Genomic DNA, 14,736 nt, shown 5'->3' on the forward strand with positions numbered 1-14,736 from the left:
ATTATGAGCATAAATGATCATTTCCAGATTGGTTTAATGCGTCATCCACCTGTTCAGATTCCTGCTGGCATGTGTTACGGGCATTCAGATATACCTTTACGAAATGGATGGGAACAATATGTTTCGATTCCAGAAGGGTTTGCAATTGATCAGATTTATACTTCCCCTTTGTCACGTTGTCTCAAGTTGGCCCGTGCCATTGCATTGCAATATCAGATTCCATATCAGGAAGATAGGCGCTTGATTGAATTGAATTTCGGTTTATGGGAAGGAAAAAAATGGGATGAAATCCCCAAGGAATTTATTGATGCCTGGGCAGAAAATCCTTGGGATTGGCAGATTCCGGAAGGGGAAACAGGTCGGTTACTTCTTGCTAGGGTTATTGAAATTTGGCATGAAATTAAAAAAAAGGGTCAAAATATTTTGATTGTCTCACATGGTGGCCCTTTACGGCTTTTAAGGCAGATTGCGTTAGAAAAATCAATTGAACTGTTAGGTCTATTACCAGATTTTGGTCGAATTGAATTATTTACTTTTTCAAAACATGCTTTAGATAAACAACAAATTGCTTGTAACGAGTAAAGCGGTTGTGGATAATACCTGAACAGCGCCCAGGCAATCCCCGTTATATCCTTTAATATGGTTGTTGATAATCAAGCTGAATAAAAAACCGGTTATAAAGGAAACCAAAAGATACAAGATTGTAAATTTCCAGTTTAAGAGATAGAGACATATGCTTATCGTTACGGTGAAATGAATGAAACTGGAAATAAATGGAATATGATCAAGCTGACTGGCCATACTTTTTGATTGAACAGGGGAAAGGATAAAAACGGGGATCAACATGGATGATCTGGATAAAACCGCAATGGCTGTTAAAAGCGGAATAATTTTCTGATGAAGTGTCATTAAAGAGATCACGGAGGTGATCTGTATTCCGAGTACAATTAATAATGTTAGAACCCCGTATGTGCCTAAACGGCTATCTTTCATAATGGTCAATTTTTGATCAATATTATGTCCACCACCAAATCCATCTGCACAATCTGCCAATCCATCCTCGTGTAAACAGCCGGTTAGCAATAGATGAAATCCTAATGCTGAAAAGGCGATAATTGACGAAGATAGAGTGGTGAAAGAAAGGGTATAAATAAAACATCCTTCAAGCCCACCGATAAAAGCGGAAATAAATGGCCAAATCCATATGGATCTGGCAAATGAAAAGAAATGAAAATCATTATAAATATAATGAATTGGTAATCGTGAAAAAAAGGAAAGACTACTGAAAAAATCAGTTATGACTTTCCTTACGAAAAGAAAAATCATTTAGGAGAAGGTAATCCGGCCTCATCATAGGTGGACATACCTTTATAACAGGCTAGGGCACCTTGAAGAATTGGAATGGTTATTGCGCATCCGCTGCCTTCTCCCAATCGCATATTAAAGGCTATCAAAGGATATTGGTTCAGGTTTCCGGCCAATAACAAATGCCCTTTTTCTGCAGAAAGATGGCTGATTTTTGCATGATCAAGACCTGACGGGTTTAGCTTTTGCAATGCAGCAACAGCGCTGGTGCAAACAAAACCATCTAATAATACCGGAATATTGAGATAACGAGCAGCCAAAGTGGCCCCCAACAAAGCCGCTTCTTCATATCCACCAAAGTGTCGGCAAATTTCAAGTGGGTCATCGAGAATATCCTGATGTTTGGCTAGAGCCTTATCAACAACACGTTGTTTGTTCTGGATATATTCAGGCGATTGACTTGTGCCTTTGCTGACCCATTGGGCGCCATTTCCACCAAACAGGGCGGCACTCAAAGCGGCAGCTATTGTTGTATTGCCAATTCCAACTTCCCCTAAACAAAGCAGATTGATATTGGGTGTTACGGCATTATATCCCGTCTCGACTGCCTTAAGGAAATCATGTTCTGACATGGCCGCTTCATGACAGAAGTTTTTGGTTTTCTCAAAATGATTTAGAGGGATAATACGCAGTTCTGCTCCCGCAGTTTTTGCCAGCTGGTTAATGGCTGCATGTCCCTGTTCGATCTGGGTGACCATCAATTCCGTAACGACAGCACTGTAGGGTGTGACACTTTCGTCGGTAATGCCGTGGTTTCCAGCAAAAATCATGATACATACCTTATCGAGGCTGGGCATTTCTTTTTTTTGCCAGGATGCTAGCCATGCAACCAGATTTTCAAGTTCTCCTAAACTGCCAGGAGGTTTTAAAAGGTTATTCTGGCGGATAAAAGTGGCCTGTTCAGCTTTTTTATCCTTTTCGGGCAGTACAAGACACAATTTTCTTAATTCGGTAATAGACTTAAAGTGTTTCATGATTTTAATGCAATACTATGGAAAAAACAGCCTGTAACTTTATTACGTCTTCCACCTTCCGGGCCAAGATAATTGTCTGTTCCATCGCTCAGTAAGGCATATGGCTGGTCAGATCCTGGATCTGAAAGGGTTGCGTAATGAAATTCATGGCCATATATTGTAAGATCCCCGTTTTGGTTAGGTAACCTCGCTATACGATATCCTAAATGAATTTTAGGTTTTGCATAACTGCAGCTATGGCTGAGCAGCCCACTCATTCTATGTGCTTGCCCGTTTTTGTCAATGAGGCTTTTCCCCATAACCATATATCCCCCGCATTCACCATGCACAGTTTTAGTTTGGGCAAAGTTTTGTAAACCCTGTAAAAACTGATTGGCATTGGCAATTTTTTCAGCATATAGCTCTGGATATCCTCCTGGTAGCCAGCAACTATCACATTTTTCTGATGGTGCCTCATCTTGCAGTGGAGAAAAAAAATGGATGGATGCTCCCTGCCGATGCCATCCATCAAGAATATGGGGATAAATGAAACTGAAAGCGAGATCTCTTGCGATTGCTATTCTTTGACCAAGGGGTGGTAGGGCAATGATTGAATTGTCTGATGGGATGGAAAGCTGAGGAATATATGACAATAATTTATCCAGATCTATATTTTCTTCAATAAAATCAGCCAGAAAATCAAGGTGATTATCTAGATCCTCATGTTCTTCGGCTTGAATTAATCCCAGATGTCTTGTCGGTAAATGAAGTTTTGAATTACGGGGAACACTGCCCAATATCGGAATATTAATCCGGTCAAAGGCAGCTTTGGTATTTTGATAATGACGGGGGGATGCCACATTATTTAAAATTACACCGAGAATCTTGAATTTCGGGTTTATATTGGCGAAACCATAGGCAATAGCAGCGGCCGATTGCGCCTGACCAGTAATATCCAGAACCAATATGATTGGAATCTTGTAGCGTATTGCCAGATCGGCTCCACATCCTCTTTTGCCTTCTTCATTTTCGATGCCGTCCAAAAAACCCATTGAGGATTCAATGATGAATAATTCTGCGTTTTTTGTTGAGGCATTAAATAAATGGTCAAGTAAAGGAAAAGGCATGGCCCAGCTATCTAAATTAAAGGATGTGTTTTGCGTCGCGATGGCGTGAAAGGCGGGATCGATATAATCTGGTCCTGATTTTGCCGCACGAACATGTATGTTTTTACGGCGTAAAGCAGTTAATAATCCTAGGGTGATGGTTGTTTTTCCACTTGCCGATTTGGGAGCGGCGATCATAAATGCTTTGATAGAATGCGGTTGATTGTTCATATAAATATTTGAACTTGAATGAAAAAAAGTTTATTGATGATTGAAATAACCTGTAAAATACAAGCCATTTGAAGAATAGCAATCATAGATCAATTTTCCCTGATTTAGAATTAAATTAAAAAAATTACTATTTCGCGAAAAGGAGGAATATTGGAACATGTCAAAAAATTAAAATATGGTTGGACAACGGGGGCTTGTGCGACAGCAGCTGCAAAAGCGGCTTATTTGGCTTTAAAACGTGGTTTTTTTTCGGATCGTGTTACAATTACTCTTCCACAGGGGAAAAGAGTTTCATTTAGGATTTTTAACCACAAAATTCTGGATCGGCACTGTGCCATTGCCTCGGTTATCAAAGATGCGGGGGATGATCCTGATGTTACCCACGGAGCGGAAATCCGTGTAAGAATAACAATCTTGTCCATTGATCGTGGAATTGTTTTCAAGGCAGGAAAAGGTGTGGGGACAATTACTAAACCGGGATTACAATTACCTGTTGGTCAGCCTGCAATCAATCCAGTACCTCGTCAAATGATTCGGTATGCATTAAACGAGGTATCTTTTTCCCCTGATGTAGAGGTGGAAATAAGCGTTGTAAATGGAGAGGAGCTTGCAAAAAAAACGATGAATCCAAAATTGGGTATTATGGGTGGATTATCGATTTTAGGAACAACAGGCATTGTTGTACCGTTTTCTTGCGCAGCATGGATCGCGAGCATTCATCGCGGGATAGATGTGGCACGGGCTGCAAATTTGACGCATCTGATTGCCTCTGTCGGGAATGTATCTGAAGAAACGGCCAAAAAAATCTATACACTGCCCGAATCAGCCTTTATTGAAATGGGTGATTTTGTCGGGGGAGTTCTGAAATATCTAAAAACACATCCAGTTCAATGGCTAACCTTGGCAGGAGGTGTTGCCAAATTTACAAAATTGGCACAAGGTCATCTGGATCTTCATTCTGGTCGTTCACAGGTAGATTTTGCACAATTGGCAGAATGGGTTGCGGAATTGGGGGCGGAGGATAGTTTTGTTGAGAAAGTCAGGCTGGCTAATACTGCCCTGGAGGTTTTCAGGAATTGTCATGTAAAACGGTTGCCCCTGGCTGATTTTATTGCAGAAAAGGCACGGGCAGTTGTAAAAGAAACACTTGATCCCGTGACTTTTAAAATCGAAATTCTGATGGTTGATCGTAAGGGTAATTGTCTTGGGAGGGCGTTTGCATAATGTATTAATAATATCAAATATTGGATTTCTGATTAATTATTAGATTACCATATTTTATTAGAAAATATTGCTAAAATAAGGTAAGTGTTTAGATCAATCATTAAATGAAAGCGGGTCTGGTTTTATATGCATGTTCTTCAAAATCTGCTTTTTAATAATCATTTATCAGATATTTCAGAAAAATTATATTTTGATATTCAAAAAGGCGGTATACAACCGTTATCGGAAAATGATGGAATTATTCTTGAAAAAAATAGCAGAATTTCTTTTGGAACATATTTCAATTATTTTTCCTTAAATACATGGCGTAAATATTGCCAACTCAAAGATCTTCATTTTCAGTTACAGGGAAAAGGTGAATTTGTATTGAGGTTCTGGCTGACAGACAAAAATTCCCAGCCTTCTTCATCAAAGCGTGTTATTGAAAAACAAGTTTATTTAAATAAAGATCAAGATTGTTTTTGCATTGATTGCTCATTTTTATTGAAAAAACAAGGCATTCTTCATTTTACAATAGATACAAAGGGCGAATGTTTCATACAGGGTGGTTCTTTTTGCACCAAAACAGATCCTGTTAACTATATAAAATTAGGAATAGTTATTACGCACTATAATCGTAAAAAATATCTGATCCCTGCCATTCGGCGGATAGAAACGCAGCTTTTATCTAATGAATCTTTTAAAAACAACATTGATCTTATTATTGTAGATAATTCTCGAGATGTTTCTTCAGAAGAGGCAGGGGAGGCGATTGTTATTTCTAATCTCAATTATGGAGGATCCGGGGGATTTACACGCGGATTACTGTATTTGAAAGATCGTCATTATACACATTGTCTTTTTATGGATGATGATGCCAGTTGTGAAATTGAATCTATAATCAAGACTTTCAGATTATTGCAATATTCAGTCGTGGAGCGATTGGCAATAGCTGGAACCATGTTATATGAAAAAGAATCGACAATCATTCATGAGAAGGGTGCCCAGTATAAGCCCTTAAGCTTGATACAGCTATATTGTGGTCTTGATATATCGAAATTTGAAACTATTATAGCGACTGATTTAGATAAAAAGAAAATTGAATATGGTGCCTGGTGGCATTTTGCCTTTAAGATTGAAGATGTAAATTATTTTCCATTTCCTTTTTTTGTTAAGGGAGATGATATGCTTTTCGGATTAATGAATCATTTCAATATCATTACTGTGAATGGCATATGTGTTTTTGGAGAGGATTTCCGTTACAAGGATGGCCCCTTACCCCGATATTTAAGCGTAAGGGCCAATTTTGCTTTGGCTTTGATATATTCAGATTGTTCTTTATGGATTTATGTCTGGCGTTATATACGTTGGATATTTATTTCCATTTTAACCTATCGTTATGCTTCTGCCCGAGCTACTAGCATTGCTTTGCAACATGTTATGCGAGGTCCAGAATTCTGGACACGCTATTTATCCTTAACAGATATATATCCTGCCATTTCGAATGTATTGTCGGAAGAGAAAATGGATGATGTTGATATAGATCAACTAAAACCAAGTATCAGGCAAGTTCGTTTTCCCATATTGAAAAAAATCATTATTATTATGACCTTCAATGGTTTTTTTCTTCCTGATTTTTTTATTAGAGACAGACTTATTCTGAGTAAAAAGGAAATAAAACATTTTCCATATGAAATATTTTTAGAGAGGAATATATTATATTATTCAAGTGAATATAATAAAGGTTATGTAGCGATATATAATAAAAAAAAATTTTTTTCCGAATTGTTTTTAGGTTTGAAATTGATGATTCAATTTGCTGCCAGATTCAAAAAATTAAAAAGAGAATATAGACAAGAGGTTCCAAAAATCATGACAGAAAAATTTTGGAGAAAGGTTTATCAATTCAAGAGATGATTGGTTAACTGGACATAGTCCAGTTTTATATCAAAGCTAAGAGTTTTTGCATAAAGCTTCATATTCCGCGGGAATCCCACAGAATGTTATGCAATCTTTATTAACAAGTTTATAGTGAATTTTTTTATTATTTTGAATTAAATAATTATATAAGGGCGCTATATATAATTCGGATGTAGAAGGCGTTTTTCTTTCTTGTTGAAGAGCATATAGGAAATCTCCAGATTTCTTGAAGTGATAAAGACCGTTACAACATAAATCGGATATTGGTTTTTTTTCTGCGGTTCTTAGCGCGATAGGCTCTTGACTTTCAGAATCTGGTTCCACGTAAGACCAGTTTTCACCATCACCCTTAAATACTTCTAGATATCCGTCAGAACGTTTAAACCATTCTTGTTTGGGAAAATGAAAATCCCTTCTAAAGGTATCAATATTGAATATTGTCAGCGCCATGTTATTTTCAAGACCGGCTTTGTGAATTCCATATTCTACAGTTTCTGCCTGTCCAGCGGTAGGATGATCTAGAATGACTATATTTGCTTTTTTGATACCAAGCTTGTCAATTTCAGTTTGTATAAAATTTTCCGTATTCATAATTGAACGGGCAATGAACAGAAATGGAGTATCTTGGAAATATGCTTTGAAACTTTCAACTGAATGGGCAAAAACTGTTTTTCCATTTAAAGGCAACATGTATTTAGGTTGCGTATATCCAGCTTTTGAAAAACGGCTGGACAGTCCCGCCATTGGAATAACTATCATTAATCTTTTCTTTCAAATATCGAATATAAACGTAAGGCATTTGCAATAAATGCTTTTTGTCGATCAGGGCGATCAGCATGTAAAGGTAACATCGATAAAAATAATGCTATGGTCATAGCTTGGATTTCTTTGCTTGAAACCGTAATATTTGCAATATTTATTTTATTAAAATATGTCTGTAGCCATTTATGGGAAGATGATAAATCAAATGTTAGTTCGAAATCGTATTGATTATTGTTAATAAGATTATAGCGTCCTGTTATGATAAAGTCATATAACCCGTTAATTGAATGGGATAGCTTGGCCATATCATAACGTAAATCACCATAATTTTCCTTTATATGGGGAAATACATATCCTCTTGGATCAATCACTGTAATGCGACGATTGCGTGAATTATATAAAATGTTACTGAAACAAAAATCGCCATGCATGATTGTACATAATTCTTCAGGATTTTTTGTAATAAAATCTGACAAATTATTTGCAATAGTTAATAATGATGGATATTTATTACCATTGAAAACGAGGTCATGCATGATATTAAAACCTGTTTGATTTGAAAAGAGTTTCAAACGTTCAAAGGTTTTGTTACCTACTAAATGTGCAGTGTAATCGTCCCGCTTTTTTTTACCTTTTTGTTTTGCGCATAAATTCAGGAAATCAGTACAAGAGGCCAGAATTTTGTTCCATGTAGCTTTTCCAATATCTGAAAATACGAATAATTCAGCTAGCGTTGGTGTGTATTGATATTCAGTGGAATAGAATGTTTTGTCATTATCTTGTCCGTATTCGAAAAGACGAGCGGTGAAGGGTTTTAGATTTGGTGGAGTTGATTCCAACCACTCTGCTTCAGCAAGCATCTTAAAAGAATCAGAAGAAATTTTTTTAACTGTATTTGAGGTAATTTGGAGTGAATTAAAGGCCCTTGCAGTTGTAACCAAACGTCTTGATTGAAAATAAGTCTGAATATGTCCAAAGTCATACCAGTTTTTAATAGCTTTTATTTTTAAGGGCTGATGTTTGTTATATAAGTTTATTCCCTCAATAAAATTTCCACGTGCTTGACATAAGGACTTGATCAGTTCATTCCCCTTTGAGAAAGAAAAATAGCCACAAGCTACTGGACGGTAATTATTTTCATCTTTGGTTGATTTGATGGTTTCAAGATTTTTAATATATTTATTATCAGCTTGATTGATTACTGCCCAAGAATAATCGTCACCATCAGGATAACTTGCAATAATATCCATTTCTTGAGGAGTATCATCAAGAATTGTATCACCGTGTAAAATACGTATGTTTGAATTGTATGCATTGATGACATTAATCGTATATACTAGGGAATTTCCTAGAGACATGTCATCCGGGACAGAAACGATTACTACACCTTTTTCTTTTAAAGTATGTTGATCATAGGGAGTAACAATAAAGCTATCAGGCAAAGTCAGGTAGATCGGTGAATTTTCAATTAAGTTTTTTCTAAAATTTTTAACCTGTATTTCAAATAATCTTCCCGTTCCCAAAGGTAGAAAGGAAGGGGGAATTAAACCAAATTCGGCTGCCAGTTCTTGATTCACATATGCAGCAGAAGTGATAATATTTACGCAAGATGAAGTCATTTTTTTGTTTCAATTAATTTTGTAATTTCATCGAAAGACATTGAAATGAATTCAGACGGTCGTATGGCACGATCATCAATATAAAATCCCTCTTTTCCACACCATGGTTTTCCTACATAAATTTCATCATATGGAATTTCATGTTTTTTTAACCATTCAATGATAATTGGTAAAGTATTGGCATTAATCTTTCCAATATCACCGTTATAAGTATACATATTTCTGGCTGTTTGAATAATAATTTCAAATCCTTGTTTCTTGTATTCCCTTAATTTTTGAATAACTGGTAGATTCGGGAGTTTGTCAGCATAAGAAACACCCGAAGTATTAATTGTTAAGGTATCATCAAGGTCGAAAACCAAACGTTTCATATAAATATTCAATTCATTATTAATATGTATAAAATTATATATAAATGTTAAAAAATTGATATTTCAACTTCAATTAAATTGTTTGAAATAATTGGGGTACCAATACATTGGCAATTAAGAAAATAGTAATCTATTTTATTTTCATTTTCTTCCTTTAAATCCCAATTTCTTACAAAATAATTATGAGGCCCTTCAATATTTGTATGTTCTACAAAACGTTCAAATAATTTTTGATAATGATGATAGTTATTCATCTTATTTTTATCGATTGAGATTTTTATTGATTTATTCTTTTGCTGTGATGATAAATACAAATATCCCTCCAATTCGGAAATATTAGAAACCAAAGTTTTTTTCTGGGCATCAAAGGAGAGACAAAAATAGCGTAAAATATTACAGGTATTTTTTTTCTCGATGAGAAAAAGGGATAAATCAACAAGGTGATTTGTATTTTCAAAAAATAAGTGTGCAGGACCTGTTTCTGGATCTTCTGAATCTGTGAAGGACTGACCTATATCTAAATAAAATCTTTGTCGTTCCACTGGATAATTATTATAATTCCAGTGAAAATCTAAAGCCAATTTTTTTTTATCCGGTTTCCATTTTTCAGTCAGTGGCAATGTCTGTATTCTGGATTTAATGGCTTGCAAAAAATCATTAAGGATGATTGAAGCTTGTAATTTGTTAGGCAATCTTTCTTTTTTTTCTAGTCCAATTAATTGTCTTCCCCATGATGTACAAACAGCCAAGGTTGTTGATGCATAACAATCTCTCGGAAACCATTTAATGGATGAAATATGATCTGGTAATTGTGATCCTATAGATAAAATTTCCTTGATTTCTATTAAATAGTTAGGTTTTGTCCATAACATAAAACAGATATGAGTATAATATCCAGAGCCGAACTGGTTGAAAATGGAAATAGGAATGACTTCTTCAAGTGCAACGAAAAAATGAGAGGATAAAAAAGGTGCCAAGTTTTTTATCTCTTCAACTTTTTCAAGAATTAAAAACCAATCCTTTTTATGAGCAAATAATCCCTCGATTTGGGTTGCTGAAATACGGGTAAGTCCGATTTCATTAATGATATGTTCTTTTAATTGGGGAAGAGATTTATAGTGATGCCACATCCAAGTTCCATGATTAGTAGTGATTTCAGCGTCAAGATCAACATCATAATCGTAAGATCTTTGTGAGGCAATTGGAGTTAAAGCTTTTTGATTCAATTGATTTAGTATGGAGGATATTGTAAGGTGCCTTACAAAAAGACTATTTGAAGCCATTGTACAAAAGTAGTCAAAAACAAGATTATTTTTTGCGTAATCCAACGTTTCAAGATGTCCTAATAATAGAGTATTTCCCCATTTGTGTCTTTTAAACCCTCCATTAATGATGATAATACGGTCACTAATTGTTAAAGCAGCCTTAGGAATGGGTCTATTATGTGGAAAATTTAATATTAAAATAACATTTTCTGGTGTAAAAAAAAGAAAGTTATTAATATATAACATTAAATAATCATCAGATTCATTGAATAATGTACTAATAACTACCCTGCTATTAGCTGCCTCTTTTTTTGTTTTTTCTATAAAAGAGGAGATATTTATTATTTCTTCATTATTGTCGATGTGGTTATTGTCCAGTGTTATTTCCAATTTATCTAAATTGCCTTTAGAATTTAATTGAAATTTAATATACTGTGCTTGAATCTTTTTACTTAAATGAATATCAAATTCGGTTGGATTATCCCAATGATGACTGGGTTGTGTATAATAACATACCCAATCCTGGTTATTGTTAGATAAGAATATTGAAAATAAAGGTATACTGATATCATTGTTATTAAAGTTTTTGATATGAAGTGTATCAATTGTATTTTCTTTTCCTAAGTCAAAAACTTTAGAAGGAAACCATATTTTTTGCATCATTATTTTTAATGTCTTTAATTGTTAAACTGATGTAGAAATCTTATGAAAATTTAATATTTTGAACATATATGAAGATTTATATTTCGATACATTAACCTTAATTGATATTAAATAAAAGTTATATCAAAAAAAATAATTAATGATCATAAACAAATTCACTGTTGATTTAATGATAGATTGTAATCTAATTACAAATTAGAAATAAACTTCCTGACAGGATCACAAATATTTCTATTAATTCTTTTAACCCCATATAAATGGTTTTTATCATAAATTTGCCAAATATAATTGCCATCATTAAGGTATTCTTTTTTTTGAAGGAAATCTGTATCTTTATTTAGGAGAGATAGAACCGTTTTAATATTAATTTTGTAATTTTTTAAAAATTAAGAAATTAAATTTAATAATCTTTAATAATGAATTAAAATAATTTTGACATGTGTTAAGGTTATTAGTCGTGTCTTGTTTATGTTATGCATTTTGATTAAGTGTTTTAGGATCGAAGGTGTTTAACTCAATTTTTCGTAAAGTATTGTATGGGAATGTGATTCAACGAAATATATTGTTAGTTTGAGATAATATTAAATATTTTATTATTATGATTTTTTTAGTTCCTGAATACGATTTCAGGGGTAATATGAATCCAGATTGCTGGGTTAAATCTTGCAATTTCTTGTCACAAATTACTTTTTGTATGAAAATAGGTTTGTTAAAATTTTTTTTAATGCATTTACTGTTCACAATAACTGGAATTAATGTTGGTAATGGTAAGTGATATGTTTTAAAAAATGGTTTCATTCTGAATGAATTGTTTTTTTATAATTACACGTGATAAAAATCAAAGGACTGAAAAATGATCGAAAAAGGTTTTAATATTTATTGAATAGAATAAATATTATTGATTTTTAAAACGACGTTGATAGTTAACATTATATAGGGCACTTTCCATATGGTTTTTACTACCCATAGCAGGACCAACCATAATTAACGCAGTACGTTGGATTGGATTGGCGTTTATTTTTTTTAAAATAGTGGCTAATGTTCCCTGTATAATTTTTTCATTTGGCCAGCTTACATGCGCAGCGATGACGATTGGACAATTTTCTCCATAAAAAGGAACCAAACGCTGAACAATTTCTTCAATGCGATGAATGGCGAGATGAATAATCAGTGTAGTGCCAGTTTGTGCATAGGTTTCCAATTTTTCTTTTTCTGGCATTACTGATGCACGTCCAGAAATGCGTGTTAAAACAATGGATTGTGCTATTGTTGGAATAGTCAATTCTTTTTTTATGATTGCAGCAGCGGCTGCAAAAGCGGGTACACCGGGTGTAAGTGTATAGGGAATGGCGTGTTTTTCAAGTCGGCGCATTTGTTCGGCAACAGCACTATAAACAGAGAGATCCCCTGAATGTAAACGGGCAACATCTTTTCCCACTTGATTTGCCTTTACAAATTCAGCTTCAATCTGATCCAAATTTAGTGGGGCCGAATCAATTAATTGTGTATCAAAAGAGCAAAATTTCAGAATATCTTTAGGAATAATAGATCCGGCGTAAAGACATACTGGACATTGTTCCAAAAGCTTTTTCCCACGTAATGTTATAAGGTCAGCAGCCCCTGGGCCTGCCCCGATAAAATGGACGGTCATGGTGTTGAGGATCCTTTATAGGCTAAAGATAAGGTAATTCCTTTATAAATCATCTTTCGTATCAGTAAATGATCTTTTTTGTGCATAATGGCTAAAAGACAGGCTTCTGAAACAGCACCAAAACCGGTTAGTTCATAAATTCTGTTTGAATAAGATTGACATTGGGACTGAAGATTTTTGAGCGTGTCCAATGCAATGAATTGAATGGGTAGTTTATAATGATGTTGCAGGATTAGATAAGTGCTATCTTTTTGTTTAAAAGCAGGCGCAGCAATTAAATAAATAGAAGCCCGATAGTTTCGTTTAATTTCTTGCAGTGTACAATATATATGTTTGGCATTTGTTTTTTTTTGACTGCCTAGACCAATTAATAAAGTGTCAGGGGAGGCGCGTGACGCAATATTGGGTAATGGTGCGGTCGGGTCTGAAACCATGGTAATTCCCTAAAGATTCATAATGCTGGATTTGAAGGCGGCTGATTGTTCCGCCCAATTGTTGTTGAGTCTGAAAAAGGATTTGATCGCTTTCGGTCGTTACGGAATTAATAACCAGCCGTCCATAAGGATGAAGGTTTCTCCATACAGTTTTTAAAAGATCAGGTGCTGTTAATCCACCTCCGATAAAAACGGCATCAGGACGTGGCAGTTTATCTAAAGCTTCAGGGGCCTTGCCTTCAATGATTTTCAGGGATGGGACACCCAGACTATATGCGTTTTCCCTTGCTCTTACAGCCCGATCATGACGTGATTCAATGGCAATGGCTTTACAGCCGGGATGGGTTAACATCCATTCGATGGCAATGGAACCGGATCCCGTGCCAATATCCCATAACAAAGCGCCAGGAAAAGGTTGCAATGCTGATAAAGTTGCCGTGCGGATATATTGCTTTGTTAATTGACCATCATGTCGAAAATAGGAATCTTTTCGTCCATGGCAATAGGGAAGCCCTTCAAACCGGTCTAATTCAAGGGCAATCATGTTTAAAGGGTCAATTGTTCCGGGCAGGGATTCTTTTAATAAAAAAGAACGTATCCGTTCCCGCGGTCCACCAAGTGCTTCAAGAATATAAAATAATTTATATGGGATTTGCCATTTTTCCAGATATGCCTTGACGTTATGAGGTGTTGATTCATTTTCGGATAAAATAAGTGTTCTACGACCTGGTATTAAGGCTGGGCGCAAGGTTTCCAATGAGCGACCACATAAGGAGATTGTCTCAATGGTTTGTCCTGACCAACCTAACCGGTTGCAGGCAAGGCTATAGGATGAAAGGGTAGGAAAACTTTGCCAATCATTGATAGCCAAGGATTGTACGGCTAAAGGACCAATCCCATACCAGAACGGGTCACCTGACGCAAGAATTGCAACTGATTCAGGTTTAAGGTTATTGATTTTGTTTATGGATTCTTGAATGGGCGACGACCATATTTCTGTTTGACCTTGAATAAGGGTGTTTGCCAGTCTCAAATGACGCTTACCACCGAAAACGTAAGATGCGTTTTTTAGACATCTACGAGCCTGATCGGAAAGGGAGTTGATACCATCTTCGCCAATACCAATAATGCTAAGAAAAGGGTAAGTCATATTATTTACAAAAATCACTTATTAATTCTATCAGGTAACGGAA

At 35.3% G+C, this 14,736-nt stretch carries 13 protein-coding genes; 3 read left to right on the top strand and 10 right to left on the bottom strand.

From position 1 onward, the window contains the following. Positions 1-3: 3 nt before the first annotated feature. Positions 4-582 (top strand): histidine phosphatase family protein, encoded by a 579-nt coding sequence (locus H3R33_RS00255; RefSeq protein WP_198184471.1) that lies wholly within the window; start codon positions 4-6, stop codon positions 580-582. On the opposite strand, the gene cobS is transcribed toward H3R33_RS00255, so the two are convergent. Genes cobS through H3R33_RS00270 form a run of 3 tightly spaced genes read right to left on the bottom strand, consistent with a single transcriptional unit; the run spans position 550 to position 3,655 of the window. Further along, the gene (cobS, locus tag H3R33_RS00260) at positions 550-1,326 is read right to left on the bottom strand and encodes an adenosylcobinamide-GDP ribazoletransferase (protein ID WP_198184472.1); all 777 of its coding nucleotides are present in this window, start codon (positions 1,324-1,326) and stop codon (positions 550-552) included. The two genes, H3R33_RS00255 and cobS, sit on opposite strands and share 33 nt — an antisense overlap. Then, entirely contained in the window at positions 1,323-2,339 is a 1,017-nt protein-coding gene (locus tag H3R33_RS00265; protein ID WP_198184473.1) for a nicotinate-nucleotide--dimethylbenzimidazole phosphoribosyltransferase, read from the bottom strand. Before H3R33_RS00265 ends, cobS begins: the two co-directional genes overlap by 4 nt. Then, on the bottom strand, positions 2,336-3,655 hold the full coding sequence (locus H3R33_RS00270; RefSeq protein ID WP_232342091.1) for a cobyrinate a,c-diamide synthase: 1,320 nt from the start codon (positions 3,653-3,655) through the stop codon (positions 2,336-2,338). Before H3R33_RS00270 ends, H3R33_RS00265 begins: the two co-directional genes overlap by 4 nt. A 147-nt stretch (positions 3,656-3,802) precedes the next feature. Here H3R33_RS00270 and H3R33_RS00275 point away from each other — a divergent pair, with 147 nt between their 5' ends. Further along, positions 3,803-4,879, top strand: a complete 1,077-nt coding sequence (locus tag H3R33_RS00275) for a cobalt-precorrin-5B (C(1))-methyltransferase (protein WP_198184692.1) — start codon at positions 3,803-3,805, stop codon at positions 4,877-4,879. Between the two features lie 126 nt (positions 4,880-5,005). Then, positions 5,006-6,775 carry a glycosyltransferase family 2 protein gene (locus H3R33_RS00280; protein ID WP_198184474.1) on the top strand — a complete coding sequence of 590 codons (1,770 nt, stop codon included), beginning with the start codon at positions 5,006-5,008 and terminating at the stop codon, positions 6,773-6,775. A 36-nt stretch (positions 6,776-6,811) separates the two neighbouring features. On the opposite strand, the gene H3R33_RS00285 is transcribed toward H3R33_RS00280, so the two are convergent. From H3R33_RS00285 to cbiE, 7 genes are all read right to left on the bottom strand, one after another. Then, on the bottom strand, positions 6,812-7,537 hold the full coding sequence (locus H3R33_RS00285; protein ID WP_155572243.1) for a glycosyltransferase family 2 protein: 726 nt from the start codon (positions 7,535-7,537) through the stop codon (positions 6,812-6,814). After that, a complete protein-coding gene (locus H3R33_RS00290) occupies positions 7,537-9,159 on the bottom strand; it encodes a capsular biosynthesis protein (RefSeq protein WP_198184475.1) in 1,623 nt (540 codons plus the stop codon). The genes H3R33_RS00285 and H3R33_RS00290 overlap by 1 nt, the downstream gene beginning before the upstream one ends. Beyond that, positions 9,156-9,530 carry an HAD-IIIC family phosphatase gene (locus tag H3R33_RS00295; RefSeq protein WP_122124011.1) on the bottom strand — a complete coding sequence of 125 codons (375 nt, stop codon included), beginning with the start codon at positions 9,528-9,530 and terminating at the stop codon, positions 9,156-9,158. The genes H3R33_RS00290 and H3R33_RS00295 overlap by 4 nt, the downstream gene beginning before the upstream one ends. A gap of 47 nt (positions 9,531-9,577) precedes the next feature. After that, positions 9,578-11,458: a discoidin domain-containing protein gene (locus tag H3R33_RS00300; protein WP_198184476.1), complete on the bottom strand. Its 1,881-nt coding sequence runs from the start codon at positions 11,456-11,458 to the stop codon at positions 9,578-9,580. Between the two features lie 895 nt (positions 11,459-12,353). Next, positions 12,354-13,109, bottom strand: coding sequence for a precorrin-4 C(11)-methyltransferase (cobM, locus tag H3R33_RS00305; protein WP_198184477.1), 756 nt, complete (start codon positions 13,107-13,109; stop codon positions 12,354-12,356). Beyond that, entirely contained in the window at positions 13,106-13,543 is a 438-nt protein-coding gene (locus tag H3R33_RS00310; protein ID WP_122124006.1) for a cobalamin biosynthesis protein, read from the bottom strand. Before H3R33_RS00310 ends, cobM begins: the two co-directional genes overlap by 4 nt. After that, on the bottom strand, positions 13,488-14,693 hold the full coding sequence (gene cbiE, locus H3R33_RS00315; RefSeq protein ID WP_198184478.1) for a precorrin-6y C5,15-methyltransferase (decarboxylating) subunit CbiE: 1,206 nt from the start codon (positions 14,691-14,693) through the stop codon (positions 13,488-13,490). The genes H3R33_RS00310 and cbiE overlap by 56 nt, the downstream gene beginning before the upstream one ends. Positions 14,694-14,736: the final 43 nt, after the last annotated feature.

Source organism: Commensalibacter sp. B14384M2, from assembly GCF_016101865.1.
GTDB classification, from domain to species: domain Bacteria; phylum Pseudomonadota; class Alphaproteobacteria; order Acetobacterales; family Acetobacteraceae; genus Commensalibacter; species Commensalibacter melissae.